29 protein-coding genes are annotated in these 26,587 nt (G+C 74.2%); 19 read left to right on the plus strand and 10 right to left on the minus strand.

All coding sequences use genetic code 11. The features are described from left to right. Window positions 1–36: 36 nt before the first annotated feature. The gene (locus tag ACTWO6_RS14750) at window positions 37–552 is read right to left on the minus strand and encodes an NUDIX hydrolase (RefSeq protein WP_446220183.1); all 516 of its coding nucleotides are present in this window, start codon (window positions 550–552) and stop codon (window positions 37–39) included. A gap of 53 nt (window positions 553–605) precedes the next feature. On the opposite strand from ACTWO6_RS14750, the gene ACTWO6_RS14755 reads away from it, so the two are divergent. Continuing rightward, entirely contained in the window at window positions 606–1,343 is a 738-nt protein-coding gene (locus tag ACTWO6_RS14755) for a class I SAM-dependent methyltransferase (protein WP_446220184.1), read from the plus strand. A gap of 4 nt (window positions 1,344–1,347) precedes the next feature. Here ACTWO6_RS14755 and ACTWO6_RS14760 read toward each other — a convergent pair whose 3' ends face one another. Continuing rightward, window positions 1,348–1,941 (minus strand): DUF4291 domain-containing protein, encoded by a 594-nt coding sequence (locus ACTWO6_RS14760; RefSeq protein ID WP_446220185.1) that lies wholly within the window; start codon window positions 1,939–1,941, stop codon window positions 1,348–1,350. Window positions 1,942–2,034: 93 nt separating this feature from the next. Between ACTWO6_RS14760 and ACTWO6_RS14765 the strand changes: the two genes are divergently transcribed. Both ACTWO6_RS14765 and ACTWO6_RS14770 read left to right on the plus strand, forming a co-directional pair. After that, a complete protein-coding gene (locus ACTWO6_RS14765) occupies window positions 2,035–2,529 on the plus strand; it encodes a type II toxin-antitoxin system PemK/MazF family toxin (protein WP_130334839.1) in 495 nt (164 codons plus the stop codon). A gap of 51 nt (window positions 2,530–2,580) precedes the next feature. Continuing rightward, window positions 2,581–3,594 (plus strand): phosphotransferase, encoded by a 1,014-nt coding sequence (locus ACTWO6_RS14770; protein WP_446220186.1) that lies wholly within the window; start codon window positions 2,581–2,583, stop codon window positions 3,592–3,594. 8 nt (window positions 3,595–3,602) lie between these two features. Here ACTWO6_RS14770 and ACTWO6_RS14775 read toward each other — a convergent pair whose 3' ends face one another. Next, window positions 3,603–4,253, minus strand: a complete 651-nt coding sequence (locus ACTWO6_RS14775) for a GGDEF domain-containing protein (protein ID WP_446220187.1) — start codon at window positions 4,251–4,253, stop codon at window positions 3,603–3,605. Window positions 4,254–4,517: 264 nt separating this feature from the next. On the opposite strand from ACTWO6_RS14775, the gene ACTWO6_RS14780 reads away from it, so the two are divergent. From ACTWO6_RS14780 to ACTWO6_RS14805, 6 genes are all read left to right on the plus strand, one after another. After that, window positions 4,518–4,757 carry a DUF397 domain-containing protein gene (locus ACTWO6_RS14780; protein WP_446220188.1) on the plus strand — a complete coding sequence of 80 codons (240 nt, stop codon included), beginning with the start codon at window positions 4,518–4,520 and terminating at the stop codon, window positions 4,755–4,757. Between the two features lie 184 nt (window positions 4,758–4,941). Continuing rightward, the gene (locus ACTWO6_RS14785; protein WP_446220664.1) at window positions 4,942–5,775 is read left to right on the plus strand and encodes a helix-turn-helix domain-containing protein; all 834 of its coding nucleotides are present in this window, start codon (window positions 4,942–4,944) and stop codon (window positions 5,773–5,775) included. A gap of 220 nt (window positions 5,776–5,995) precedes the next feature. Then, the gene (locus ACTWO6_RS14790) at window positions 5,996–7,051 is read left to right on the plus strand and encodes a LacI family DNA-binding transcriptional regulator (RefSeq protein ID WP_446220189.1); all 1,056 of its coding nucleotides are present in this window, start codon (window positions 5,996–5,998) and stop codon (window positions 7,049–7,051) included. An 11-nt stretch (window positions 7,052–7,062) separates the two neighbouring features. Beyond that, window positions 7,063–7,266, plus strand: a complete 204-nt coding sequence (locus tag ACTWO6_RS14795; protein WP_446220191.1) for a hypothetical protein — start codon at window positions 7,063–7,065, stop codon at window positions 7,264–7,266. A gap of 135 nt (window positions 7,267–7,401) precedes the next feature. Then, the gene (locus ACTWO6_RS14800) at window positions 7,402–8,847 is read left to right on the plus strand and encodes a serine/threonine-protein kinase (protein ID WP_446220192.1); all 1,446 of its coding nucleotides are present in this window, start codon (window positions 7,402–7,404) and stop codon (window positions 8,845–8,847) included. A gap of 528 nt (window positions 8,848–9,375) precedes the next feature. Further along, on the plus strand, window positions 9,376–9,960 hold the full coding sequence (locus tag ACTWO6_RS14805; protein ID WP_446219286.1) for a hypothetical protein: 585 nt from the start codon (window positions 9,376–9,378) through the stop codon (window positions 9,958–9,960). 137 nt (window positions 9,961–10,097) lie between these two features. Here ACTWO6_RS14805 and ACTWO6_RS14810 read toward each other — a convergent pair whose 3' ends face one another. Continuing rightward, complete coding sequence (locus tag ACTWO6_RS14810) at window positions 10,098–11,468, minus strand: hypothetical protein (protein WP_446220193.1); 1,371 nt, start codon at window positions 11,466–11,468, stop codon at window positions 10,098–10,100. A gap of 161 nt (window positions 11,469–11,629) precedes the next feature. Continuing rightward, window positions 11,630–12,967, minus strand: coding sequence for an NADP-specific glutamate dehydrogenase (gene gdhA, locus ACTWO6_RS14815; RefSeq protein WP_446220194.1), 1,338 nt, complete (start codon window positions 12,965–12,967; stop codon window positions 11,630–11,632). Between the two features lie 110 nt (window positions 12,968–13,077). On the opposite strand from gdhA, the gene ACTWO6_RS14820 reads away from it, so the two are divergent. The 5 genes from ACTWO6_RS14820 (at window position 13,078) to ACTWO6_RS14840 (ending at window position 17,148) form a co-directional block, all read left to right on the plus strand. After that, on the plus strand, window positions 13,078–13,389 hold the full coding sequence (locus tag ACTWO6_RS14820; RefSeq protein WP_130334887.1) for a MazG-like family protein: 312 nt from the start codon (window positions 13,078–13,080) through the stop codon (window positions 13,387–13,389). A gap of 423 nt (window positions 13,390–13,812) precedes the next feature. Then, window positions 13,813–14,409: a hypothetical protein gene (locus tag ACTWO6_RS14825; protein WP_446220195.1), complete on the plus strand. Its 597-nt coding sequence runs from the start codon at window positions 13,813–13,815 to the stop codon at window positions 14,407–14,409. A 160-nt stretch (window positions 14,410–14,569) separates the two neighbouring features. After that, complete coding sequence (locus ACTWO6_RS14830; protein WP_446220196.1) at window positions 14,570–15,463, plus strand: hypothetical protein; 894 nt, start codon at window positions 14,570–14,572, stop codon at window positions 15,461–15,463. Window positions 15,464–15,478: 15 nt separating this feature from the next. After that, window positions 15,479–16,450 (plus strand): pirin family protein, encoded by a 972-nt coding sequence (locus tag ACTWO6_RS14835; RefSeq protein WP_446220197.1) that lies wholly within the window; start codon window positions 15,479–15,481, stop codon window positions 16,448–16,450. A 32-nt stretch (window positions 16,451–16,482) separates the two neighbouring features. Further along, a complete protein-coding gene (locus ACTWO6_RS14840; protein WP_446220198.1) occupies window positions 16,483–17,148 on the plus strand; it encodes a hypothetical protein in 666 nt (221 codons plus the stop codon). A 213-nt stretch (window positions 17,149–17,361) separates the two neighbouring features. Here ACTWO6_RS14840 and ACTWO6_RS14845 read toward each other — a convergent pair whose 3' ends face one another. Continuing rightward, on the minus strand, window positions 17,362–18,021 hold the full coding sequence (locus ACTWO6_RS14845) for a DUF1345 domain-containing protein (RefSeq protein ID WP_446220199.1): 660 nt from the start codon (window positions 18,019–18,021) through the stop codon (window positions 17,362–17,364). A 12-nt stretch (window positions 18,022–18,033) separates the two neighbouring features. Then, window positions 18,034–18,306 (minus strand): DUF2795 domain-containing protein, encoded by a 273-nt coding sequence (locus tag ACTWO6_RS14850; RefSeq protein WP_446220200.1) that lies wholly within the window; start codon window positions 18,304–18,306, stop codon window positions 18,034–18,036. A gap of 156 nt (window positions 18,307–18,462) precedes the next feature. On the opposite strand from ACTWO6_RS14850, the gene ACTWO6_RS14855 reads away from it, so the two are divergent. After that, window positions 18,463–18,870, plus strand: coding sequence for a DUF2267 domain-containing protein (locus tag ACTWO6_RS14855; RefSeq protein WP_130334897.1), 408 nt, complete (start codon window positions 18,463–18,465; stop codon window positions 18,868–18,870). A 29-nt stretch (window positions 18,871–18,899) separates the two neighbouring features. Here ACTWO6_RS14855 and ACTWO6_RS14860 read toward each other — a convergent pair whose 3' ends face one another. Then, window positions 18,900–20,066, minus strand: coding sequence for a CaiB/BaiF CoA transferase family protein (locus ACTWO6_RS14860; protein ID WP_446220201.1), 1,167 nt, complete (start codon window positions 20,064–20,066; stop codon window positions 18,900–18,902). 287 nt (window positions 20,067–20,353) lie between these two features. Between ACTWO6_RS14860 and ACTWO6_RS14865 the strand changes: the two genes are divergently transcribed. The 4 genes from ACTWO6_RS14865 to ACTWO6_RS14880 all read left to right on the plus strand — a co-directional run bounded on the left by ACTWO6_RS14865 (window position 20,354) and on the right by ACTWO6_RS14880 (window position 23,143). Further along, the gene (locus ACTWO6_RS14865) at window positions 20,354–21,379 is read left to right on the plus strand and encodes a TerC/Alx family metal homeostasis membrane protein (RefSeq protein WP_446220202.1); all 1,026 of its coding nucleotides are present in this window, start codon (window positions 20,354–20,356) and stop codon (window positions 21,377–21,379) included. 103 nt (window positions 21,380–21,482) lie between these two features. Continuing rightward, the gene (locus ACTWO6_RS14870; protein ID WP_446220665.1) at window positions 21,483–22,073 is read left to right on the plus strand and encodes a sulfite oxidase-like oxidoreductase; all 591 of its coding nucleotides are present in this window, start codon (window positions 21,483–21,485) and stop codon (window positions 22,071–22,073) included. A 1-nt stretch (window position 22,074) separates the two neighbouring features. Beyond that, the gene (locus ACTWO6_RS14875; RefSeq protein ID WP_446220203.1) at window positions 22,075–22,833 is read left to right on the plus strand and encodes a ferredoxin reductase; all 759 of its coding nucleotides are present in this window, start codon (window positions 22,075–22,077) and stop codon (window positions 22,831–22,833) included. A 16-nt stretch (window positions 22,834–22,849) separates the two neighbouring features. Beyond that, a complete protein-coding gene (locus tag ACTWO6_RS14880) occupies window positions 22,850–23,143 on the plus strand; it encodes a DUF6510 family protein (RefSeq protein ID WP_446220204.1) in 294 nt (97 codons plus the stop codon). 81 nt (window positions 23,144–23,224) lie between these two features. Here the strand turns inward: ACTWO6_RS14880 and ACTWO6_RS14885 are convergent, their stop codons facing one another. Beyond that, a complete protein-coding gene (locus tag ACTWO6_RS14885) occupies window positions 23,225–24,955 on the minus strand; it encodes a glycosyltransferase family 2 protein (RefSeq protein ID WP_446220205.1) in 1,731 nt (576 codons plus the stop codon). After that, window positions 24,952–26,532 (minus strand): glycosyltransferase family 4 protein, encoded by a 1,581-nt coding sequence (locus ACTWO6_RS14890; RefSeq protein ID WP_446220666.1) that lies wholly within the window; start codon window positions 26,530–26,532, stop codon window positions 24,952–24,954. Before ACTWO6_RS14890 ends, ACTWO6_RS14885 begins: the two co-directional genes overlap by 4 nt. Window positions 26,533–26,587: the final 55 nt, after the last annotated feature.

Here is a 26,587-nt window from a genome sequence, read left to right on the forward strand (position 1 = left end):
CCACCGCCGGGCGGTTCGGCACGCCCACCGGGCCCGTCAGGACCAGAGTTCGAACGGCTCGTCGATCTCCTCGCCGGCCAGGAACGGGGTGAGCAGCGCCGGCAGCCGCCCCGGGTAGAAGCGTTCCCGGCTGGCCACGATCTCGGCGACCGGCCACCAGCGGAAGCCGAAGTAGTCCTCCACCTCGTAGTCGAGCCGGTCCGTCTCGTCGACCGCCGGGCCGCGGTCCGGCACCCGTACCGGCACGACCACCTCGTCCTGCACGTGCCGCAGCTGCCGGTGAATGAAGCTGGCCCGCCGCCAACGAGGCACGCCGACCTGGTCCGGCCCCACCCGGATCCCGGTCTCCTCGCGCAGCTCCCGCACCGCCGCGTCGAGGTACGTCTCGCCGGGGTCGAGGCCGCCGCCCGGCAGCTCCCACCAGGTGCCGAGCCGGGGGTGGTCCGGGTCGCGGGTGTGGAAGAGCAGCACCCGCTCCTCGGCGTCGAGCACCACCACGCGGACCGCGCGGCGTTCCAGGACCGGCAGGTCCCGGGGCAGTTCGTCGGTCATGGGTTCCCTCCCCAGGGTCACGTGTCCGCGTCCACCCTGCCACGATGGCGGTCATGTCCCAGCTTTTCGGTGAGGTGGCCGGCAGCTACGACGAGGCGCGTCCGGGCTACCCACCGGAGATCGTCGAGGCGATCCGCGGGTACCACGGCGGGGTGCCCGCCCGGCTGGTCGAGGTGGGCGCCGGGACGGGCCGGGCCACCGGGATGCTGCTCGGGCTGGGCGCGCCGATGACCTGCGTGGAGCCGGACGCGCGGATGGCCGCGCTGCTGGCGGCCCGGTTCCTCGCGGTCGAGGTGGTGGTGGCGCCGTTCGAGGAATGGACGCCGCCGCCGGGCGGGGCGCCGGCGCTGGCCTGCGCGATGGCCTGGCACTGGCTGGACCCGGAGACCCGCAACCGCCGGGCGTACGACGCGCTGACCCCGGGCGGGACCCTGGCCGTCTTCGCGCACCGCTACGCGTACGTCGACCCGGCGCAGGCCGCCACGCTGCGGGCGGCGTTCGAGTCGGTGGACCCGGCGCGCCATGGTGACCCGGCCGAGGACTGGTTCCACGCCGACATCGCCGGCAGCGGCCGCTTCGCCGACGTCCGGTCGGTGCCGTTCCGCCGCGCGGTGCCGCTGACCACGGCGGCGTACCAGGCGCTGGTCAGCACGTTCTCGCCGCAGCTGAGGCGGCCGCCCGAGCTGCGGGAGCGGGTGCTGGCGGCGGTCGGCGCGGCGGTCGACGGGTTCGGCGGGACGGTCGTGCTGGACCTGCGCACCACGCTGGTCCTGGCCCGCCGCCCGGCCTGACCGCTCAGTCCGAACCGGCGTCGACCACCTCGGGCGGGAGCGGGTAGGGACGCTCCACCGGCAGCAGTGCCGCCGCTCCGGCGTCGTCGCCGGCGGTCAGCCGGTCCCGGATCGCCCACGCCACCGGGGTGACGTCGGTGAGGCCGACCAGCCACTCGTCGACGTACCGGTGCACGGCCTCGCCGGAGAGGCCGACCTGCAGCGAGCGGTGCGGCAGCGGCGCCAGGCGCAGCGAGCGTTCCGGGTCCCACTGCACCCGCACCGGGCTGGCCCGCAGCTGCCGGCGCCAGACCGCCCGGTCGGCGTGCAGCCGCGGGTCGAAGCCGCTGGCGCAGGCGTGCGCCAGCGCCCACTCGAAGCCGGCCCGGGTGATCTCCACGGCCAGCACCCGCTCCTGCCCGGGCTTCCGCGCCCAGCCGCAGCGGTACATCATCCAGCGGAACGACGGCTTGATCCAGGTCATCCGCTCCCGCTTGAACGGCGGCACGAACCGGCCGGCGGCCAGCGCCGCCTCGGCGACCTCCGGCGGGAACGCCTGGTAGACGGTGATGCTGTCGGCGGTGAAGGTGGCCCGGATCTGCCGGGCGGGAACGGTCACCGGGCGATCGTCGCCGACGCCTCCGCCGTACCTCCACCGCGTTTCGGCGGCGGCCCCGCGCGGTCCCCCGGGCCGGGGGATAGGCTGCCCGCCGTGGCAGGTCTGTTGAGGAACGTGGCGTCGCGGTTCGGCCGGATGACCGGGGGCACGGCGACGCCGGCGCAAAAGCCGGGCCCGATCCCGGCCCAGGTCGCGCGGCGCCGCCAGGTGGCCGCGCTGCAGCGTCGCCAGCTCGCGTACGCCCCGGAGCTGGACGGGCAGGCCGACCCGGGGGAGATCGTCTGGACCTGGGTCCCGTACGAGGACGACCCCCGCCAGGGCAAGGACCGCCCGGTGCTGGTGGTGGGCCGGCACAGCCGCACGCTGTTCGGGCTGATGCTCTCCAGCCAGGACGAGCGGGACGGACAGCGGCACTGGCTGGCGCTCGGGCCGGGCGCCTGGGACCGGGACAACCGCCCGAGCTGGGTACGCCTCGACCGGGTCCTCACCATGCGGGAGGACAGCATCCGGCGCGAGGGCGCGGTGCTGGACCGGACCCGCTTCGACCGGGTGGGCCAGGCCCTGCGCGCCGGCTACGGCTGGCGCTGATCCGGCGGGTAATCGCTCGCGGCTGAGCGGGGGGAGTGGCAGGGTGACCCGATGACCGCTGTGGACGATCGGCTGGCCGGGTGGCTGCGGGCGGACTTCGGTCTCGTCCTTGTGGCCGCCGAGCCGGTGCCGTACGGCGCGGACGCCACGGCGCGGCTGTGGCGGGCCACCACCGCCGACGGTGCCCAGTGGGCGGTCAAGCTGGGCGGCGGCGGCACCCCGGCGGGGTTGCTCGTCACGGCCCACCTCGCCGGGCAGGGCGTGCCGGGCAGCGCCGCGCCGCTGACCACCGGGGACGGTCGGCTCTGCGGAGTCCACGAGGGACGGCGGCTCTCCGTGGTGCCGTGGCTCTCCGCCGACCGGGCGCTGGCCGGCGGAATGAGCGCCGCGCACTGGCGCGCGTACGGCGAGGTGCTGGCCGCGACCCACGGCGTCGCGCCCACCGACGAGCTGGCGGCGCTGCTGCCCCGCGAGGATCACACCCATGCGGCGGTCGGCGCGGCGACGCGGGAGACGGATCGCCGGCTGCGGGCTGTGGACGACGCGGCCGACCGGTGGACCCGGGAGGTGGCGGCCCGCTGGCGGGCGGCCGCGGACGACGTGGCGAGACTGCTCGATCGCATGGACGGGCTCGGCGCGGAGTTGCGGGACCGGCCGGCGGACCTGGTGGTCTGCCACGGCGATCCGCACCTGGGCAACCTGCTGCTCGAACCGGACGGGCGGGTCTGGCTGATCGACTGGGACGACGCGGTGCTCGCGCCCCGGGAACGCGACCTGATGTTCGTGCTCGGCGGCGTGCTGGCGTTCGCGCCGGTGACCCCGGCCGAGCAGGCGGCCTTCTTCGCCGGCTACGGCCCGGTGGATCCCGATCCGGTCCGGCTCGCCTATCACCTGGGCGTGCGGGCGCTGGACGACATCTGGAGCTGGGCCCGGGACGTGGCCGACGCGGACCGGCCGGAGGCCGAGCGGGTCCGCGCGCTGGAGATCGTGGACGGGCTGTTGTCCCCGGTGGGGCTGGTCAGCCTGGCCCGCGACGCGCTGCGCGATCTCGGCCGCTGGGACTGATCAGTCGGTCAGCACTCGGCGAGGTGCGGGGTCTCCACCAGCTGGCGGGCCGGTCGGGCCGCGGCCACGCTCTTCGCCTGGTACATCGCCGCGTCCGCGCGGCAGAGCGCCTCGGCGAGCTGGGCCGGCCCGTGCACCGGGGCGAGTCCGACGGACGCGGTCACCTGCACGCTGCGGCTGCCGAGCGGGATCGGCGCGGCGAGGGCCTCGCAGAGCCGCCGGGTGGCGTGCTCGATCCACCGCCGGTCCACCGTCGGGCTGGCCAGCAGCCCGGCGAATTCGTCGCCACCGAGTCGGGCGACCAGGTTGTCCCCGGCGAAGGCGGCGAGCCGCTGGGCCACGCTGATCAGCACCTGGTCACCGGCGGCGTGGCCGTACCGGTCGTTGACCTGCTTGAAGTCGTCGAGGTCGAGCACCACGGCGATCAGCGGGCTGCCGGCGGCGCCGGTGAGCAGGGTCCCGGCGAGCCGGTAGAAGGCCCGTCGGTTGGGCAGCCCGGTCAGCGGGTCGTGGCTGGCGGCGTGCCGTTCGGCGGCCAGCTCGGCCTGCAGGAGCTCGATCTCCGCCTCCGCGCGCAGCGCCCGACGGCGCAGTTGCCAGACGGAGACCAGGGCACCGGCGGCGGAGATCCCGGACGCGACGGTCATCGGATCCGGCACGAACCCTCCCTCGCCACAGCCGTCGATCTCCCGTGGGCGGTGCCTCGACCGCCCGGCCCGGGCCCGTGTTTCCACTGGTCGCCCGGGGAGTGGGGTAACCCAAAGTGAACGGATGGGTACACCGCACGTGCGTTATCATGCCCACTGCCCAATGCAGATGCAATAGCAGATGCACGTGCATCACGGTCCTCTGCCGACACACCACCCGTCGCCACCACCGCTCCTCCCGCGGCATCGGCTGGCTCTGGCACAGAAAGACGCCCTATGCAGCAGCCCCAGAACGGCGTACCCACTAGTCAGCTGCCGCCGCTGCGCTGGCAGAAGAGCCGTCGCAGCAACCCCAGCGGAAACTGCGTCGAGCTGGCCGAGCTCCCGGACGGCACCGGCATCGCGATGCGCAACTCCCGGCACCCGGAGGGCCCGGCGCTGATCTACACAGTGGACGAGATCACGGCCTTCGTGCTCGGCGCCCGGGACGGGGACTTCGACAATCTGATCGCCTGAGCCGCGGCCCGCCCACGGGGTTGATCGGCCGTCCGGACGAGTTCATCTCACTGACGGTCCATGGCATGCTTACACGTCGGCCGGACTGGGGCGTCCGGTCGGCGACAGTCGGCATGCGAAGGACGACCACGTGACGATGGTTCCCGGCGAGGACGGCCCGGCCACCGGGCCGACCGTGCTGCGCATGCTGCTCGGGGCGCAGCTGCGGCGGCTCCGCGAGGGCGCCGGGGTCACCCGCGAGGGCGCCGGCTGGGAGATCCGGTCCTCCGAGTCGAAGATCAGCCGGATGGAGCTCGGCCGGGTCGGCTTCAAGGAGCGGGACGTCGCCGACCTGCTCACCCTCTACGGCGTCTCGGCGACCGACGAGCGCACGGCGCTGCTCAAGCTGGCCCGGGACGCGAACAGCCCCGGCTGGTGGCACCGGTACGGCGACGTGCTGCCCACCTGGTTCCAGTCCTACCTGGGGCTGGAGGCTGCCGCCGCGCTGATCCGGACGTATGAGGTCCAGTTCGTCCCCGGCCTCCTGCAGACCCCCGAATATGCCCGCGCGGTCATCCTGCTCGGCCACCGCGGCGCCGCGCCGGAGGAGATCGACCGGCGGGTGAAGCTGCGGGTGGAGCGCCAGGAGCTGCTGCGCCGGACCCGTCCGCCCCAGCTCTGGGCGGTGGTCGACGAGGCCGCGCTGCGCCGGCCGATCGGCGGGCCCGAGGTGATGCGCGGGCAGTTGGACGCGCTGATCGAGGCGACGGCCTCGCCGCACGTCCGGCTTCAGATCGTGCCCTTCGACGCGGGCGGGCACGCCGCCGCCGGGGGCGCCTTCACCATCCTGCGCTTCGGCGACCAGGACCTCCCGGACATCGTCTACATCGAGCAGTTGACCAGCGCGATCTACCTGGACAAGCGCGAGGACCTCGACTACTACGCGCTGGCCATGGAGCGGCTCTGCGTGGAGGCCGCGCCGCCGGAGCGGACCCCCGAGCTGCTCGGCCGGATCGCCGACGAGCTGTACCCGCGCTGACCGTTTCCGGGCCACCGGGCGCGCCAGGTCGCGCTGATGCTGGTGGCGGTGCTGCACTTCGTACCGGACGGCGACGACCCGTACGGCGGTCGCCCGGCTGCTCGACGCGCTCCCGTCCGGGGTCGGGTCGATCTTCTTCCGGCCGGGCATTGACCGCCCCCGACGCGTGCGAGTAGTCTCTGGATCGATCCAGACTGAATCGATCCAGAAGGGCGTCGCGGTGAAACCGACCCTGCAGGACGTGGCGAAGGCCGTGGGCGTGTCCCGCAGCACCGTCTCCAACGCCTACAGCCGCCCTGACCAGCTCTCCGCCGCCCTCCGGCGCCGGATCCTCGACGCCGCGCGGCAGCTCGGCTACCCCGGGCCCGACCCGACCGCCCGGTCGCTGCGCCGCGGCTTCGTCGGCGCGATCGGCGTGCTCTTCACCTCCCAGCTGTCGTACGCCTTCACCGACCCCTTCGCCGTGCGCTTCCTGGCCGGGCTCAGCGGGGCGGCCGAGCGGCACGGCGCCGCCCTGCTGCTGGTCCCGCTCCCCACCGACCCGGCGCTCGCCCGTGCCGCCCTGGAGAACGCCGCCGTCGACGGCTTCTGCGTCTACTGCGTCGGCGACGAGGAGTGGGCGCTCGAGGCCATCCGTGGCCGGGCCCTGCCCTACGTCACCACCGCCGTCGCTGAGGCGGCCGACCCGGCGCACCGCTACGTCGGCATCGACGAGCGCGCCGCCGCCCGTACCGTCGCCGAGCACGTCGCCGCCCTCGGCCACCGGCGGGTGGCCCTCCTCGGCGACACCGTGCTGCCCGACGCCCCACCCGGACCGCTGCGGCTGGCCGGCCCGGCGGACGTCCCGCACCCCACCACCCGGGGCCGGCTCGCCGGCTTCGCCGACGCGTTCGCCGCGCTCGGCGTCGGCTGGTCCGCGCTCACCGTGCTCAACGCCACCGGCAACAGCCGCGCCGCCGGCGTCGCCGCGGTGGCCGCCACGCTCGCCGGCGACGCCCCGCCCACCGCCGTGCTGGCCTGCTCCGACGTGCTCGCCCTCGGCGTCCTCGACGCGCTCGCCGAGGCCGGTCGACGACTTCCGCACCCCGTCTCCGTCACCGGCTTCGACGACATCGCCGAGGCCGCCGCGGCCGGCCTCACCACCGTCCGGCAGCCGGCCGAGGAGAAGGGGCGGATCGCCGCCGAACTCCTTCTGGAGCCGCCGGCCGACCCGGCCGCCGGCCACGTCCTGCTCCGCACCGATCTCGTCGTCCGCACCTCCACCGGTCCTGTCTGAAGGAGCCCACCATGGAACAGCCCACCGGTTACGTCCTCGCCGTCGACGCGGTGACCCGACACGTCAACTCGGCTCGGCCCGACGCGCCGGTCCGCCCCGACCGCCCCCGCCCGGCCCGGCTGACACCCACCCGGCTGGCCGCCGCCGGTGCGCTGCGCCGGCTCGCCGACCTGATGGAACCCCGGCCGGCGCCCGTGCCGCACACCTGCTCCTGAGTCCCGCCGCAGCCGGCCCGCCCGGGTGGCCGGGGCCACCCGGGCACCCCGCGGATCAGCCCATCGGGGGCCACCCGGTGCCGAACCGGGCACCGGGTTGGGGGCGGCGGCGATCGGCAGGCAGACTGGGGCACCATGTCGCCGTTCACGCCCACGCTCCGGCTGCACGATCGGTACGTCCTGCGCGAGCGCATCGGCCTCGGCGGGATGTCCGAGGTGTGGCGCGCCGATGACGAGGTGCTGCACCGCTCCGTCGCGGTCAAGGCCCTCGCGACGGAGCTCGCCGCCGACCCGCAGCTGCGCGCCACCATCCAGCGCGAGGCCCGGGCCGCGGCCCGGCTCACCCACCCGAACGTCACCCAGGTGTACGACTACGGCGAGGCGACCCTGCCCGACGGGTCGGTCGTGCCGTACCTGGTGATGGAGCTGGTGGAGGGGCACAACCTGGCCGACCGGCTGACCGGTGGCCCGCTGGCCTGGCCGGAGGCCGTCCGGGTGGCCGGTCAGGTCGCCGCCGCCCTCGCGGCCGCGCACCGGATCGGCGTGGTGCACCGGGACGTCAAGCCCGGCAACGTGATGCTCACCGAGACCGGCGCCAAGGTGCTCGACTTCGGCATCGCCACGCTGGCCGGCCCGCGCCACCCGCTTGCCGGCCAGACCGGCGAGCTGATGATGGGCACCCCGGCCTACTTCGCCCCCGAGCGGATGACGCCGGGCCCGGCCAACCCGGCCAGCGACGTCTACGCCCTCGGCGCGCTGCTCTACCGCACCCTCACCGGGCGGGCCCCGCTGCCCGTGCAGACCTGGGAGGACGTGCTCGACGTGCAGGCCCGGCGCCCCCCGGTGCCGCCGCTGCGCGTCCCCGGGCTGCCCACCGACATCGCCGAACTCACCCTGGCCTGCCTCTCCCCGGACCCGGGCCGCCGGCCCACCGCCGCCCAGCTCGCCACCCGGCTCGGCGCCGGCCAGCCGACCGACCCGCCGACCGCGATCCTGCCCACGGTGACCCGGCCGGAGCACCCGCCGACCCTGATCGAGCGGCCGCCGGCCGCCGTCCGCCCGGTGCCACCGGCGGTGCCGCAACGGCCGCCGGCCCGGTCGAACCGGCTGCTCGGCGTGCTGGTCGCCGCCGGTGTCGCGCTGCTGCTCGGGCTGGTCGGCATGCTCGCGTTCACCGACGGGTCGGGGACCCCGCCGGTCGCCGACCGGACCACCGGGGCGCCGGTCGAGGAGCTGGCGGAGTCGTCCAGCCCGGCTGAGCCGGCCACCTCCGAGCCGGCCACCACCACCGCGCCGGCGCCGGTCACCCTGCGCCAGCTCGCGGCCGCGTTCGCCGCCGTGCTCGCCGACGCGGAGGCCCGGGGCGACATCGACCCGAAGACCGCCGACGACCTGCGGGAGAAGGCCGCCGAGCTGGACCGGGGCAGGCCCAAGGACCGCGCCAAGCGGGTCGCCGAGCTGCGCGAACGCGTCGCCGAGGCGGCCGACGACGAGCGGATCGGCACCGACACCGCCGCCCGGCTGCAGGAGCTGCTGACCGCGTACGCGCAGCTGCGAGGTGGCAGCGGCGACGAGGGCTGAGCCGGCTCAGCCGAGCCGTACCGGGTCGTCGCGCCGGACCGGGCCTGGGCCGCAGCACCTGGGGCGGGTCGCCGGCGTTTGGTGCCCTGCCGGCTCGCGCCCGCTGCGTGCTGGCTGGGGCGTCATCGACTCCATGTCTCCGATGCGGCGCTGTCCGGAAGGCGCGGATACCGCCACATCGGGGATGTGGTGCCGGTTGTCCGTTTCGCCCCGACCGGGCGGCGGGTGATCTGGGATCGGATGTTGGGGTGACCGCTGGCATCCTCGGGCCGGAATGATGGCCAGGCGGGGATCGTTACATCTGGCGTACGGCCGAGTACCTGGCCCGCTCGACCGGGCCGATGGCCGGGCCCCGGAATGATGGCGGGCCGCCGGTCGTTACACATGGTCCCGGCGCCGCGAAGAGGCCCCCGCCCCGCGGTCGGGCCGGGTAGAGACTTTTCCCCTTTTGCTTGTGAGCGCCTGACGGTGCTTGCGCATCTCCCGGCCCCCACCGGGTGTGCGCCAACCCCCCAAGGAGCTTTCGTCATGAACACGATGCTGCGTAAGAGCGTGCTCGGTATTGCTGGTCTGGCGTTCGCCGGTGGTCTGGCCGCCGGCCCGCTGAACCACCACGACGCCACCCCGACCAGCGCGATGACCCCGGCCGCCGTGCAGGCCGACAAGCCCGACATGGGCAAGCTGATCCCGCACGGTGTGCAGGGCGCCCAGTCGAAGATCACCCTGAACGACGAGCAGACCGCCAACGCGAAGGCGATCATCGCCGCGACGAAGAAGGCGGGCCTGCCGGAGCGGGCCGCGGTCATCTCGATCGCCACGTCGCTGCAGGAGTCGAAGCTGGAGAACCTGGGCCACCTGGGTGACGCCAACGACCATGACTCGCTGGGCCTGTTCCAGCAGCGCCCGTCGAGTGGTTGGGGTACGCCGGAGCAGATCACCGACCCGGAGTACGCGACCCTGGCGTTCGAGAAGGGTCTGAAGCAGGTCGACGGGTGGCAGGACATGCCGCTGACCGAGGCCGCCCAGACGGTGCAGGTGTCGGCCTACCCGGACGCCTACGCCCAGTGGGAGAAGCAGGCCGCCCACATCGTGGCCCAGCACTGGAACAGCTGACCCAACCGAATACACGCAACAAGCCGCTGGCCGGCACCCCAAGACCCGGGGTGCCGGCCAGCGGCATATGCACATCCCAAGCCTGACCGCCCGGAGCCGGGGACGATCGCCCCCAGCCCCCAACAGCAACCAATTACTCAGGGGCAGGGCGCGTACAGACGCCGGGTGCCGGCCCCCGCGGCGTACGCGGCCCGGTCGCTGAACCGGCAGCCGAAGTCCGGGGCCGCCACCGCCTGAGGATCGGTCACCGCGTCGCCGTCGGGACGGTCGCCGGTGCGTACCCATGAGGTGAGGTCGTCCCAGGCGGCGCCGGCCTCGGCCGGGCTGAACTCGCAGTGCTGGGAGGCCCGGATCGCCCGCTGCACCACCAGCCGGCTGCGTCCGTGCCACGCCACGTCCCGGGCGTACGCCTGCTCCATGGCGAAGGGCACGAAGAGGTCGCCGAGGTCGTGCAGGCTGACCACCGGCGCGGTCGGCCGGCCGCTGATCCGGGGCACCTCGGTAAGCGTGGGGGAGAGGCGCTGCCACAGGTTGTCCGGGGCGACCCGCTGCACGGTGGCGTTGACGTCCACGGGACTGTTCGGGGTGTACCGGGTGAGCAGGTTGGTGGCGAGCTGGCCGGGCCGCTGCGCGGGGGACTCCCCGCCGTTGGTGGTGCTGATCGCGAAGAGGAAGTCCTTCCAGACCGCGAAGGAGGCCTCGGCGCCGGGCCGGTCCCCGCCGGAGCGGTCGATGGTGATGGTCCGGAGCTGCTTGCCCAGCTCGTTGGTGGTGTCCGGCCCGCCCGGCTTGAGCCCGGCGAGGCCGAGAGTCACCTGGATGCGCGGCACCGCGTTGGTGAGGTAGTCCGTCGGCGTCGGGTACGCCCGCACCCCGGCGAGCGCCTGCGCGACGAGGTTGTAGTCCAGGAAGAAGTCGAGCAGCTGGTGGTCGCCGAGCACCCCGCACATCGGCAGCGCGCCGTCGTAGAAGCCGGGGTACTGCTCCAGCGACCGGCCGATGATGTAGCCGCCCATCGACACCCCGGCCATCAGCACCCGCTTCGGCCGTTCGACGGTACGGCCGAACAGGTCGGCGAGGTCGCGGGTGCTCAGCACGCCGGAGCGGATGTCGAAGCCGTTGCTGTAGTACGACGACGACGCCCAGGCGTACCCCTGCTCCAGCATCCGCTGGCGCAGGCCGAACGCCGGGGCCTCCGGGGAGAGCACGGTGGTCTGGCCGCGGTAGCCGTGCGTCCACATCACCAGGTCGCCGTTCCAGTCGGCGGGTACCTCGATGATGTAGCCGGCGTGTTCGTGCACGCCCTGACGGACGGTGGTGGCCGCGCCGCGCACGACCAGCGGGTCCAGCGGCGGGTTGCTGATGGTGTAGCCGGGCAGCGGCTGGCTGCCGTCGTCGTCGCTGTCGGCGGCGGCGGCCGGTGTCGCGCCGGCGAGCCCGACCGTGAGGGTCAGGGCCGCGCCGGCGGCGAGCAGCCGGCGGACCAGGCGGGTGGTTGAGGTCAGCATCGTTGCTCCCCCGGGGACGGTGCCGCCCACCGGGGGCGACCAGGCGGGACGGTGCCTACCGGCCGGTAGCGCCCTGAAACTAGGCCCGCCCGTCGATCGCTGTCAATCACCTCCTGACCGAACGGTCAGCCAGCTCCGTCCGGTCCGCCCACAGTGTTCGGTCAGACCAGCCCGTGGGCCAGCATCGCCTCCGCCACCCGGCGGAACCCGTTGATGTTCGCCCCGGCCACGTAGTCGCCGGGCAGGCCGTACTCCTCGGCGGTGGCCCAGCACCGGGCGTGGATGTCCCGCATCGTCTCCCGCAGCCGCTGCTCCGACTGGGCGAACGTCCACGAGTCGCGGCTGGCGTTCTGCTGCATCTCCAGGGCGCTCACCGCGACCCCACCGGCGTTGGCCGCCTTGCCGGGGGCGAACCGCACCCCCGCCCGCCCGAGGATGCGCACCGCCTCCGGCGTGGTCGGCATGTTGGCGCCCTCCACCACCGCGACGCAGCCGCCGGCCACCAGCGCCGCGGCCTCCGCGCCGCCGATCTCGTTCTGCGTGGCGCACGGCAGCGCCAGGTCGCAGGGCACCTCCCAGACGCTACGACCGGAGACCGTCACCGCGTGCGGCACGTGCCGTACGTAGTCGTCGAGCCGGGCCCGCCGCTCCTCCTTCAACTCCCGCAGCAGCTTCAGGTCGATGCCCTTCTCATCCAGCACGTAGCCGTCGGAGTCCGAGCAGGCCACCACCGTCCCGCCGAGCTGGTGCACCTTCTCGATCGCGTAGATCGCCACGTTGCCCGAGCCGGAGACCACCGCCCGCTTGCCCTCCAGGCTGTCCCCGGTCTGCCGCAGCATCTCGTCGGCGAAGAAGACCGCCCCGTACCCGGTGGCCTCCCGGCGCGCCTGCGCGCCTCCGTACGACAGGCCCTTGCCGGTCAGCACCCCCGACTCGTACCGGTTGGTGATCCGCTTGTACTGCCCGAACAGGTAGCCGATTTCCCGGCCGCCGACCCCGATGTCACCGGCCGGCACGTCGGTCTGCGCACCGATGTGCCGGTACAGCTCGGTCATGAAGCTCTGGCAGAAGCGCATCACCTCCCGTTCGGAGCGGCCCTTCGGGTCGAAGTCCGCGCCGCCCTTGCCGCCGCCGATCGGCAGCCCGGTCAGCGCGTTCTTGAAGATCTGCTCGAAGCCGAGGAACTTGACGATGCCCAGGTAGACCGACGGGTGGAAGCGCAGCCCGCCCTTGAACGGGCCGAGCGCGCTGTTGAACTCCACCCGGAAACCCCGGTTCACCCGGACCCGGCCGTGGTCGTCCTCCCACGGCACCCGGAAGATGACCTGCCGCTCCGGCTCGCAGATTCGCTCGATGATCCGCGCGTGCGCGTACTCGGGGTGACGGGCCAGGGCCGGCCCGATGCTTTCCAGCACCTCCCGTACCGCCTGGTGGAACTCGGGCTCACCCGGGTTCCGGTTGACCACACTGGCGAACACCGTCTCGACGGCCTCCGGCATCACCGACACTTCCCTTCAGTCCCGGCGGCGGCCGCGTCGCCACCCCCGGATCGGCATCCCGCCGACGTCACCGGATACGGATCGTCACCGCTGTCCGGTTCACTGGTCGGGTGGATGAGTCGATCTGGGACGCGGTCCGGGCCTCCCGCGGCTGGCTGGACGCCGCCAACGGCACGGACGACGCCGAGCTGACCTGTCGGATCCTGAAGCTCACCGAGGAGGCGGGAGAGGCGGCGGGCGCCTGGATCGGGGTGCTCGGTCAGAATCCCCGCAAGGGCGTGACGCATCGCCGCGAGGACGTCGCCGCCGAGCTGGCGGACGTCGTCTTCACGGCGCTCGTCGCCATCGAGAGCCTGGGGTTGGACGCGCGGTCCGTGGTGGCGGCGTGTGCGGCGAAGGTGCGGGATCGCGCTTCGACCTGAGCGTTCCTTCGTAGTTCGCCTGCATGTCGCCGATGTGGGGGTGTCCGACAGGCGCGGATACCGCCACATCGGGGATGTGGTGCCGGATGTCCGGTCCGGCCCGCCAGGTGGCGAACGGTCTGGGTCGGATGTCCGTTTCCGGGTGTGACCGGCGGCATCCTGGCGGCGGAATCGTGGCCGGCCGGGGGTCGTTACATCTGGCGTACGACCGAGTACCTGGCCCGCTCGACCGGGCCGATGGTCGGGCCCCGGAATGATGGTGGCCTGCCGGTCGTTACATATGGTCCCGGCGCCGCGAAGAGGCCCCGCCCCGCGGTCGGACCGGGCAGAGACTTTCCCCTTGTGCTTGTGAGCGCCTGACGGTGCTTGCGTCTGCCGCTGACCCCCATCGGCGCTGACGCCAACCCCCCAAGGAGCTTCATCATGACTTCGATCATTCGTAAGAGCGTGCTGGGTGTTGCTGGTCTGGCCTTTGCCGGTGGTGTGTTCGCCGGTCCGATCGCCGCTCACGCCGACACCACCCCGGTGGCTGGCAAGCCCGTCGCGGTCGCGGTGCAGGCTGACAAGCCGGGCGTCGACAAGAAGAAGCTGATCCCGCACGGTGTGCAGGGCGCCCAGTCGAAGATCACCCTGAACGACGAGCAGACCGGCAACGCCAAGGCGATCATCGCCGCGACGAAGAAGGCCGGCCTGCCGGAGCGCGCCGCGGTCATCTCGATCGCCACCAGCCTGCAGGAGTCGAAGCTGGAGAACCTGGGTCACCTGGGTGACGCCAACGACCACGACTCGCTGGGCCTGTTCCAGCAGCGCCCGTCCAGTGGTTGGGGTACGCCGGAGCAGATCACCGACCCGGAGTACGCGACCCTGGCGTTCGAGAAGGGTCTGAAGCAGGTCGACGGGTGGCAGGACATGCCGCTGACCGAGGCCGCCCAGACGGTGCAGGTGTCGGCCTACCCGGACGCCTACGCCCAGTGGGAGAAGCAGGCCGCCGACCTGGTCGCCCAGCACTGGAACAGCTGACCCAACCGAACACACGCAACACGCCGCTGGCCGGCACCCCAAGACACGGGGTGCCGGCCAGCGGCATATCCACGTACCCACCGCAACCAGCGACGCAGCAGGTGATCCGGACGACCCCTGGGTACGTACTCCCTGCGGGGACCGGGGAGAGGGGATCAGCGTGGCCGCATCGGGGGACGACGAGTATCGCCGGGTCGGGGCGGCGGGGGAGCCGGCGGTCGAGGTGCCCGGTGGTCCGGATTTGTCGTCCCGGCGCTGGCCCTGGCCCGGTCCAGTCCGGCTGCTCAGCGTCGCCGCTGTGCTGGTGGTGGCCCTCGGCGTCGTCGCCGTGGTGGCGACGCTCTCCCACCCGGCCCGACTGGGCTTCGCCTTCTCCGGCGGTGAACCGCGGGCCGTGACGACCGCCGCCGAGCCGGGTGGGGTCGGCGCGGCGGAGGCGGCCGCCGAGCAGGCCGTGACCGCGCCGCTCGCCGGCCGGCGCCGGGCCAGCTTCGAGCTGGCGGACGGCCTGACCACGTTCGGCCTGCGCATGGCGGACCTCGGCGACGAGCTGTACCGGATCGAGGTGCCGACCGACGGGGGCGTGACACCGCGCCCGGAGGTGCGGGGCGACCGGGTACGGCTGCGCGTCGAGGAGAACGGACGACGCGGTCCCGCCGCCGTCGAGGTGCTGCTCAACTCCCGGGTCGAGTGGCGGCTGCGGCTGGCGGGCGGGGTCAGCGACCAGCTGCTGGACCTGAGTGCGGGCCGGCTGACCGGGATCGAGCTGATCGGCGGCTCGTCCCGCACCGAGCTGCGGCTGCCCCGGCTGAGTGGGACGCTGACCGTGCGGATGACCGGTGGGACGAGCCTGCTGACCGTCCGGGTCCCCGACGCGTCGCCGGCCCGGGTCCGGGCCGCCTCCGGTGCCGCCTCCGTCGCCGTCTACCAGGAGCGTCGGGACGGGGTGGCGGCCGGCGAGCTGGTCAGCTCGCCCAGCTGGGACCGCGCGGTCGACCGGCTCTACGTCGAACTGGTGGCCGGGGCGAACACGGTGACCGTCGAGGAGGGCTGAGCGTAGAGTCGGGCGGTGGACCGTACCGAATCGTTGCCGGCGCAGACCCTGCCGCCCGGCGTGCCCTCCAGCGACCCGGGCAGCGTGCTGCTGCCCGGCCACGACGTGCCACTCGGGCGCTACACCACGGTCCGGCGGCTGCTGCCGCAGCGGCAGCGCCGGATGGTCGGGGCCTGGTGCTTCGTCGACCATTTCGGACCGGACGACGTCGCCGAGCGGCCCGGCATGGAGGTGCCGCCGCACCCGCACACCGGCCTGCAGACGGTGACCTGGCTGCTCGACGGGGAGATCCTGCACCGGGACAGCCTGGGCAACCTGCAGCCGATCCGGCCCGGCCAGTTGAACGTGATGACCTCCGGGCACGGCATCGTCCACTCCGAGCGGTCACCGGCCGAGCATCCGCCGGTCATGCACGGCGTGCAGCTGTGGGTGGCGCTGCCCGACCCGGCGCGGGCCGGCGCCGCCGACTTCGCCCACCACGCGGAGCTGCCCCGCTGGCGGGACGGCGACCTGGACGTCACCCTGCTGGTGGGTGAGACCGGCGGCGAGCGCTCCCCGGCCGTGGTGCACACCCCGCTGGTCGGCGCGCAGCTCGAGGTGCGCGGTCCGGCGTCGGCCACGCTGCCGCTGCGCCGCGATTTCGAGTACGGGCTGCTGGCGATGTCGGGCTCCGCGGTGGTGGACGCGGTGTCGCTTGCCCCGGGTGCGCTGCTGTACCTGGGCGCCGGCCGGGACACGGTGACCCTGCGCGCGGCGCCCGGCAGCCGGCTGCTGCTGCTCGGTGGCGCACCCTTCGACGAGCCCCTGGTGATGTGGTGGAACTTCGTGGGCCGGTCGCACGAGGAGGTCGCCGCCGCCCGGGAGGACTGGATGGCCGGCCGGCGGTTCGGGACGGTGGCCGACGATCCGGCGCCGCCGCTGCCGGCCCCGGCGCTGCCCACCACCCGGCTCAAGGCCCGCGACCGTCGCGGCGGCCTCATCGGCTGATTGGGCGGCCCCGTCCCGGGTAGACGCCGGGCATGCCGACCAGTGCGATCTCCAACATCGAGGACAAGAAGCGACTGGTACGCCGGCTCGCCGGTGACGGTCGCGGTTTCGCCGAACAGTACGGCTTCCGGGTCCTGAACAACCCGTCCAACCTGTTCCAGGTGCTCTGTCTGTCCGTCCTGCTGTCCCGGAAGGGGGATTTCCGCCGGGCGGTGGAGGCCGCGGCCGCGCTGCGCGACGAGGGTTGGGACAGCGCCGCCCGGTTGGCCCGTTCGATGCACGCCGACCGGGTGCGGGTGCTGCGCGCGCACGGCCAGCGTGGCGACGTGGACGGGCTCGCCGACGTGCTGGGCGACCTCGCCCGCACCGTCGTGGACCGCTACCGGGGCGATCTGCGGCGGTTGCGGACGGAGGCGCACCAGGATCCGGCCCGGGAGCGGAAGCTGCTCACCGACCTGCCCGGAGTGGACGACGAGGTGACCGAGCTGTTCCTGCGGGAGGCGCAGGCCGTGTGGCGGGAGGTGGCGCCGGTGGCCGACCGACGGGCCCTGGTGGCCGCGCGCCGCCTGGGCCTCGGCCGCTCCGCCGACGACCTCGCCAGCCTGGCCGGCAGCGGCGAGTCGGAGCGGTTGGCCTGGCTGGTCGGGGCGCTGGCCCGGGTGGACCTGGAGAAGCGGTACGCGGAGCTGACCGGCTGATCAGGACGTGCCGCGGGACACAGTTTCGCGATACTCACCCGAAAGGCTGATCCCGCATCGTATGATGATCGTGGCAGCGATGCCCGCCCGGTTCGGGCGAACATCCACCGCCTGGCGGTCGCGATCCGGTTCGGGCGCGGACCGCCGGGAGCAGGTGCTGCGTGGCGCCCCAGGTCGCGGTTCGTGACCCGGGGCGCCCGCCTGTCAACGGGACTACCTCGCCAGGCCGACGACCAGGTTCACCGTGGCCGCGATGATGACCGCTCCGAACAGGTACGACAACAGCATGTGCCGCAGCACGGTGCGGCGCATCTCGGCGCTGCACAGGTCGGTGTCGGACACCTGGAACGTGGCCCCCACCGTGAACGCCAGGTACGCGAAGTCGGCGTAGCAGGGCGCCTCCTTCTGGTGGAAGTTCACGCCGCCCGGTTCGCCGGCGTAGTACAGCCGGGCGTACCGGGCGGTGAAGAGGGTGTGCACGACGAACCAGGAGAGCACCACGCTCAGCACGCCCAGTCCACCGTAGGCGTCCAGCGGCAGCCCGGGCGGCACCTGGTGCGCGGTGGTGAGCACCACCCCGACCGCGAGCAGGCTGGCCAGGCAGGCCCCCAGCAGCAGCCCGTCCCGCATCGGGCGGTTCGGGTCCTCGTGCACCGCGAGCCGGGCGGTGTGGTCGGCGTCCAGGCGCCACAGCCGACCCCAGAGCAGGGCCAGCCAGCTCAGCGCGGCGGCGTCCCAGCCCACCAGCGGGCCGACCGTCGGCGAGACCAGGGCCGCGAACAGTCCACCGCAGACCACCCCGACCAGCCCCATCACGGTGAGCTGGAGCGCCGCCGGGGTGTGCCCATCCGGGTCACGGACCGTGCGCCGCACCGGCGGCGGTGGTCAGATGCCGCGCAGGTGCTGCGAGACCCGCTGGTGCCGTTTGTCGCGGGCCTGCGCCGCCCGCTGCGCGGGGCCGACCTCCGGGGCGGCGTCGATGCCGGCCGACCGGGCGACCTCGTTGCCGTTGGCGTAGTCGACCGCCGGCAGGGCCCGCAGGGCTCGCAACACCTCCGGCGGCGCGCCCTCCCGCTCGGCCTCGCGGACGACGTCGTCCTTGCCGGCCGGGTAGTCCAGCGCGGACAGGTAGTCAAGGACGTCGGTGTAACTTGCCATGGGTGGGGCTCCTCGCGCGTCGGTTGCGGTCACGACCGGCGGCGGTTACCCGCCCGCCGGCGGGTCACGCGTGGTCGTACGCGGAAATTCGCGGCGTTTCCGCCCCGGCCGGGCGGGTAGGCGGCGACGGCGGAAGAGCCGAAGGGGGTACCACCGATGAACTACGACACCTTCGTCGACCAGGTCGCGCAGCGGACCCGGGCGTCCTCGGAGCGGGCGGTCGAGTTGACCCGGGCCACGTTGGAGACGCTGGCCGAGCGGTTGACCGGCGGCGAGCTGCTCGACCTGGCGGCCCAGCTGCCGAAGCCGCTGCAGTTGGTGCTGAAGCCGAGCCCGGGCACCGAGGCGGCGGAGCGGTTCGGCGCGGCCGAGTTCGTCGCCCGGGTCGGGCAGCGGGCCGGCATCGACGAGAACGCGGCCCGGGACACCGTCCGGGCGGTCTTCACCACGCTGCGCGAGGCGGTCACCGGAGGGGAGTTCGACGACATCGTGGTGCAGCTGCCCCGCGACTACCGGGACATGGTGGAGCCGGTCCTGGCCCCCGGGGCGACCCTGCGCCGCTGACCGGGCGCCATGGCGGCCCCCGGGCGCGGTCAGCCGATCGCGCCGTCGGCGCGCAGGGCGGCGATCCGATCGGCGTCGAAGCCGGCCTCGGCCAGCAGTTCGTCGGTGTGCTCGCCGGGCTGCGGCGGCGGTCGGCGTACGGCGGTCGGGGTGCCCGAGAAGCGCGGCGCCGGGGCCGGCTGGGTCACCCCGTCGTGCTCGACGAAGACGCCCCGGGCGGCCAGGTGGGGATGCTCCGGCGCCTCCCGCCAGTCGAGCACCGGCGCGACGCAGGCGTCCGACCCGGCCAGCAGCTCCGCCCACTCGTCCCGGGGCCGGGTGCGGAAGAGCCGGCCCCACGCCGCGCGCAGCGCGGGCCAGTTCGCCGGGTCGGTGCGGTCGAGGGCCTCGTCGCCGGGGAGCGGGAAGCCGGTGAGCCGGACCAGCTCGTCGTAGAACTGCGGCTCCAGCGCGCCGACCGCGAGGTGTCGCCCGTCGGCGCACTCGTACGTGTCGTAGAAGGGCGCCCCGCCGTCGAGGAGGTTCACCCCCCGCTCGTCCTGCCACATGCCGAACCGGCGCAGGGCGTGGATCTGGGTGGCGAGCACCGACACACCGTCCACGATGGCCGCGTCGACCACCTGGCCGGGCGCGCCGGCGCGAACGGCGTAGAGGGCGGCCACCACGCCGAGGGCCAGCATCATCCCCCCACCGCCGAAGTCACCGAGCAGGTTCATCGGCGGCACCGGGCGCTCGCCGGCCCGGCCGATGCCGTGCAGGGCGCCGGTCAGCGCCAGGTAGTCGATGTCGTGCCCGGCGGACGCGGCGAGGGGGCCCTGCTGCCCCCAGCCGGTCATCCGGCCGTAGACCAGCCGGGGGTTGACCGCGAGGCAGTCGTCGGGGCCGAGCCCGAGGCGTTCGGTCACCCCGGGGCGGAAGCCCTCGATCAGCGCGTCCGCCCCGGCGGCCAGGGCCAGCACCACCTCCCGGCCGGCGGCCGACTTGAGGTCCACGGCCAGGGAGCGGCGGTTGCGGTTGAGCAGGTCCCCGGGCGGGCTGCCGAACGCGGCGGGGACCGTCCGGTCCACCCGCACCACGTCGGCGCCGAGGTCGGCCAGCATCATCGCGGCGAACGGGCCGGGCCCGATGCCGGCCAGTTCGATCACCCGGACGCCGGAGAGGGGGCCGACCGGGGCGGGCGGCGCGTCGTCGGTCATCGGGCCACGATAGGCGTCGGGCGTCCGCCCCGTCGCCCCCGGTCGCCCCTGGGTGTCGGCGTACCCCGCCATACAGCAGTTGGCCAGGGCAACCAGCTGACCTGGGGTGGTGCGTCGGACTTGGCGGACGAGGTGAGTCGGCCCTAACCTTGACGCCACGAGGGGAGTACTTCCCACGAACCATTCCGGTCAGTACGGCGCGCCCCGGGCGCGCCCCGGGTGGTTGCCCACGACAAAGCGTGGGTGAAGGAGACCTCGAACATGTCACGGTGTTCGAGGAGGCCCCCATGACCGACTTGTCATACCTGTCCGCGGCCAGCGAGCTGTCGTCGGTCGGCACCCCCACGCTGTGGGGGGTGACCCTCGCCGGGGTGCTCGCCCTGCTGGTGCTGGACTTCCTGGTCACCCGCCGCCCGCACGAGGTGTCGATCAGGGAAGCGCTCGGCTGGTCGGCGTTCTACATCGCCCTGCCGCTGGCCTTCGGCGGCTGGATCTGGTCCCGCTTCGGCTCGGAACTGGGCGTGCAGTACCTGACCGGTTACCTGGTGGAGAAGTCGCTCTCGGTCGACAACCTCTTCGTCTTCATGCTGCTGCTGGCCGCCTTCGCGGTGCCCGCCGTGCTCGCCCAGCGGGTGCTGCTCTACGGCATCGCCGGCGCGCTGGTGCTGCGCGCGATCTTCATCGCCCTCGGCGCCGCCGCCCTGCAGACCCTCGACTTCGCCTTCCTGCTGTTCGGCCTCATCCTGATCGCCACCGCGGTCAAGCTGCTGCGCGACGCCCTCTCCGGGCACCAGCAGGAGGTCGACATCAACAAGATGCGGTCGGTCCGGCTGCTGCGCAAGGTCATGCCGGTGGTCGACGAGTACCAGGGCACGAAGATGACGGTCCGGCAGACCGGCCGGCGCGCGCTCACCCCGTTCGCCCTGGTCGTGGTCGCGGTGCTCGCCACCGACATCGTCTTCGCCGTCGACTCGGTACCCGCCGTCTACGGCATCACCGAGGACCCGTACCTGGTCTTCGCCACCAACGCGTTCGCCCTGCTCGGCCTGCGGGCGCTCTACTTCGTGCTGCACGCCGCGCTCAGCCGGCTGGTCCACCTCAGCTACGGCCTGGCCATCATTCTCGCCTTCATCGGGGTCAAGCTGGGCCTGCACTGGGCGCACGGCATCTGGGCCGGCGTGCCGCAGATCCCGACCCTCGCCTCGCTCGGCGTGATCATCGGGGTCCTGGTGGTCGTGACCCTGACCAGCCTGCGCGCCACTCGCGACCGCGAGTCCGGCGACACCCACGTCGTCGTCGCCGACCGGCACTGACCCTCGGTAGCCGGCCGCCGAAGTGGGTCGCCCACCGCGGCGGGTCCGGCCGATCGGGCTGTCCGACCCCACCCCGAGGTGGTACGACTGTCGGGTGGGAATTGTGTCGCCGGGCTTCCAGGGTCGGCCCCGCTCGGCCGAACCCGCCCTGCCGCCGGGCCAGTACCTGACCGAGGACTTTCCGGTGCTCTCCGCCGGTCCGACGCCGCGGGTGCCGCTGGACACCTGGGAGTTCGTCGTCACCGCCGAGGGGGGCGTCGAGTTCCGGTGGACCTGGGACGAGCTGATGAGCCTGCCGCAGGAGACGCCCACGGTGGACATCCACTGCGTCACCCGGTGGTCCAAGCTCGGCACCAGCTGGCAGGGGGTGTCGCTGGACACCCTGCTGGAGGGGATCGACACCGCCGCCCGGTACGCGCTGGTCCACTCGTACGGCGGGTACACCACCAACCTGCCGCTGGACGACCTGCGCGGCGGTCGGGCCTGGGTGGCGCACACCTACGACGGCGGCCCGCTGCCGGCCGAGCACGGCGGCCCGGCCCGGCTGCTCGTCCCGCACCTCTACTTCTGGAAGTCGGCCAAGTGGGTGCGCGGCATCCGGTTGCTGGTCGACGACAAGCCGGGTTTCTGGGAGACCGCCGGCTACCACGACTACGGCGACCCGTGGCGCGAGCAGCGCTACCAGGGCGACTGAGGTGGCCGCGCCCACGACCGGCCGGGTGGCGGCGCCGCTGACCTGGCGGGTGGCCCGGCTGGTGGAGCGCCGGACGGAGACGCCGACCGCGCAGACCCTGGTGCTGGAGGTGCCCGGCTGGCCGGGGCACGCGGCCGGGCAGCACGTCGACGTCCGACTCACCGCCCCGGACGGCTACCAGGCCGCCCGTTCGTACTCCCTCGCCGGCCCGCCGGAGGGGGACCGGATCGCGCTGACCGTCCAGAAGGTGCCCGACGGGGAGGTCTCGCCGTACCTGATCGACGTGTACGCCGCGGGCGACCCGGTGGAGGTGCGCGGCCCGGTCGGCGGCTGGTTCGTCTGGCGTACCGAGGAGACCGCGCCGGTGCTGCTGGTGGCCGGCGGCTCGGGCGTGGTGCCGCTGATGGCGATGATCCGGGCCCGCCGGGAGGCGGGCAGCCGGGCGCCGTTTCGGCTGATCTACTCGGTGCGCACCCCGGTGGACGTGATCTACGCCGACGAGCTGCGCCGGCGGACCCGCGACGACCAGGGCCTGGACGTGGCGTACGTGTACACCCGGGAGGCGCCCGAGGGGTGGCGGGGCGAACCGCACCGGGTCGGCCTGGCCGACGTGAACACCCACGGCTGGCCGGCGGACCTGGAGCCGCTCTGTTACGTCTGCGGCCCGACCGGCTTCGTGGAGACGGTGGCGGACCTGCTGGTCGGGCTGGGGCACCAGACCCGGCGGGTGAAGACCGAACGGTTCGGCCCGACCGGTTGAACGGCGAGGAGACCTGATGACCGACATGTCCTACCTGGACGGCAACATGCTCGACGGGCCGCTGCGCGAGCTGTTCGCCGTGGACCTGAGCAGCGCCACCGGCCGTTGTGACTCGTGCGGGACGCTCGGCCCGGTGGCCGGGCTGCACGTCTTCTCGCATGCGCCCGGCCTGGTGGGCCGCTGCCCGGCCTGCAGCGGGGTGATGCTGCGGCTGGTCCGGGCGCCCGACCGGGCCTGGCTGGACCTGCGCGGCACGACCTTCCTCCAGGTGCCGATGCCGCTGGACCAGCCGCATCCCCGGCCGCTGTAGCTGCCAGACCTACCCCCGGGTCGCTACTTCCGGGCCGAGCACCAGACCCCCGACGGCCGGCTCGAGGGGTGAGGCCGTCGGTCAGGAGGCGGGGCTGAGCTGACCGATCGGCAGGTCGCCGCCCCGGTCGTGCTCTGCGTGGTTCCCGACGACGGTCGCCGACGGGTCGCCCACCGGAGCCGGCGTCCGGGCGGTGCCGGCGGCGTGGGCGGCCCGGGTCGGGGCGGGCACCGCCGGCGCCGGCGCGGGCGCCACCCGCGCGGGGCCGGCCGGAACCGCCCGGCGGAGCCGCCGGGCCAGCCGGCTGACCAGCTGCCCGACGGTCACCGGGACCACCGAGAGGACGAGCTGCCCGCTGCGCGGGTCGACGGTGGCGACGACGCCGTACAGGCGCAGGCCGTGCCGGAGCAGCCGGGGACGGCCGGTGGCCAGCCGCGGCGCGCGGACCGGGGCGCTGCCCCGGCCGTGCGTACCGGTCAGCTCGGCGCGGACCGGGTGCCGCTGGCCGGTCGCCGCGCTGGCGGCCAGCAGCCGGTCCACCGGGAAGTCGGTGCGGACGGTCCGGCCGGTGGGGTCGGTGGCGTCCAGCAGGGTGGTGCCGGCGAGCTGCCCGGCGACCAGCCGGACCGGCCCGGCCTCGGCCGCGAACCGGGGGTACGGGCTGCGGGTGGTCACCGCGAGGGTGTGCCCGCCCTCCCAGGTCACCTCGACGGTGTCGAGCTTGGCCAGCCAGTCGGCCCGGACGTCGGTGACGTCGGCCCAGCCGCCGGTCCGGGCGCCCGGGTAGCCGGCGTGCCACCGGCCGTCCTCCACCACCGTCGGCGGGACGCCGCGCTCGGCGTCCTGGTCGATGACGGCGAGCAGGTCGTCCACGCCGCCGGCGGTCACCGCGCCGAGCCGCAGCCGGGCCTCGATGTCGAGCCGTTCCCGCAGGTCGTCGGTGACGTACCGGTCAACCAGCCGGCGGACCACCGCGTGCACCTGCTCCTGGTCGGCCCGGCCCAGCCGGCGGAAGTCGTCGCCGACGAGGTTGGCCAGCTCCAGCCCGGCGTGCCGGCGCAGCACCGCGTCCCGCCGGAGCCCGGCCGGGATCAGCGCGGCGACGAACGCGAAGAGCCGCTCGACGCTGACCAGGCGGGCCGCGACCCGGCTGTGGTAGGTGATGTTGCGGGCGTTCAGCCGGCGTACCGCGTGGTAGTAGTCGTAGTCGGCGAGCACCGAGATCCGCCGGGCCCGGTAGCAGGCCTCGAGGGTGAACGGCTGGTCGCTGAGGACCGGCATGTCCTCGGGGAAGCGCAGCCCGTGCCGCTCGACCAGCTCCCGGCGGAACAGCTTGGTGTTCGCCAGGGACCAGGGCAGCGCCGAGTCGAACAGGTCCACGTCGACCGCGTTCCCGGCCGCGAAGACGTCGGAGAAGACGTGCCGGCCGTTGACCCCGACCACCTTGCCCAGCACGACGTCCGAGCCGTGTCGGTCGGCCGCGGCGACCAGGCGTTCCAACGCCTCCGGGCCGAGGTGGTCGTCGGAGCCGAGGAAGAACACGTACCGGCCGGTGGCCAGCTCCAGGCCCCGGTTGCAGGGGGCGGCCGGGCCGCCGGAGTTGGCCTGGTGCACCACCTTGACCGTGCCGGGGTGCCGGGCGGCGAGCCGGTCCAGCAGCCGCGCGCCCCCGTCGGTGGAGCCGTCGTCCACCACCACGATCTCCATCCGCTCGTGGCCGATGGTCTGGTCGAGCAGCGAGGAGAGGCAGGTCCGCAGGTACGGCATGGTGTTGTAGACGGGGACGACGACACTCACGTCGGGCGCGGTCATCGGATCGCTCCTCGGGCGGTCGGCGGGTCGGTCAGCGGCGCGCCGGGCGTCGCGGGGTCGGGTGTCGCGGGCGGTTCGGCGTCGGCCAGCAGCCGCTGGTAGACCCCGTCCAGCACCTCGGCCTGCGCCCGCCAGGTCCAGCTCTCCAGCAGCCCCGGCCGGTCGTACGCGGCGCGGTGACGGGCCGGGTCGGCGAGCACGGCGCCCACCGCGCGGACGAAGTCGTCGACGTCGGCGGCCCGGAACACCTCGCCCTGACCGGTCTCCCGGACGGTGGCGGCCATGGTCCGCACGTCGCTGACCACCAGCGGCAGCCGGGCGTGTGAGTACTCGAAGAACTTGGTGATCAGCGCGATCTCGTGGTTGGGCCAGCGGTGGATCGGGATCACCCCGACATCGGCGCCGGAGAGGAAGGGCACCACCTGCCAGTGCGGCACGTACGGCAGGACGTGCAGCCGGTCGGCCACCCCGGCCCGGGCGGCCCGGGCGGCGAGCTGCTCGACGTACCGCAGCGCGGGGTTGACCACCAGCGCGACGTGCACGCCGGGCAGCCGGGGCAGGGCGTCGACGAGGGTGTCCAGGCCGCGTTGCGGTGCGGCCGCGCCGCTGTACACCAGCAGCGGCACGTCGGCGGCAAGGCCGCACTCGGCGCGGATGTCCGGCGGCGGCGCTTCGTCGGTCGGGCCGTGCTCCGCCGCCGGCGCGTTGAGCAGCACGGCCGGCGGCGCGGGCAGCCGGTGCTCCCGGCGCAGCAGCTCGGCGAGGTCCGCCGAGACGGTGAGCACCGCGTCGGCGTGCGGGGCGTACTCCCGCTCGTGCGCCCGGTGCGCCGGCAGCCAGCGGGCGTGGTCGCGCCACGGCTTGATGCCGGGCAGGAACTCGTGCGCGTCCCAGACCAGCGCGACCCGCCGACCCTGCCCGGCGGCGCGGATCTTGGCGCGGGCGCCGACCCCGAGCATCCGGAAGTCGTGAGCGTGGATCAGGTCCGGGCGGAGCCGGTCGACCTCCGGGCCGTAGGCCAGCTCGTAGTCCCAGAGCCCGGGCTCCAGTCGCCGCCAGGCGCGGTCGCCCTGCACGACCTGCCAGAACAGGGTGTACGCCCGGTCCCAGGGGTTGCGGAACTTCCGCCCGCTGCGGACCCGGTTCATCATCTTCGTGCGCAGCCACACCCAGCGGCCGACCAGCCGGGCCGCCGTGGCGCGTCGCCGCAGTCCGCGGCGGGCCCGGCGCAGCCGGCCGGGGGCCAGCTCGCCGGCGCGGGCCCGCTGCTCGAGCAGCGCGGCGCGGACGGTCAGGTCGGCCTGCCAGGCCCGCACCCACTGCGCCCGGTGCTCGGCGATGCCGCCAAGCCGGTACGCCAGCGGCCAGCGCAGCCAGGAGCGGCGGAACTCGTGCCGGCGCCGGTCCAGTGGGTTCGGCATCGGCAGCAGCCGGACCTCGGCGGCGCCGAGCTGCCAGCCGTGCTCCACCGCGTCCGGCGACCGCCCCAGCAGCGTGACGTCCCAGCCCGCCTCGGCGGCCGAGCGGGCGATCTTCTGCACCCGGGAGTCGCCCTCGACCTTGTTGTCGACGAGCATGACGATCCGGCCGCGGTGCTGCCCGGCCGTCGTGTCGTCCTGTCCCACTGCTGGT

The sequence above is a fragment of the Micromonospora sp. IBHARD004 genome (genome assembly GCF_052814115.1).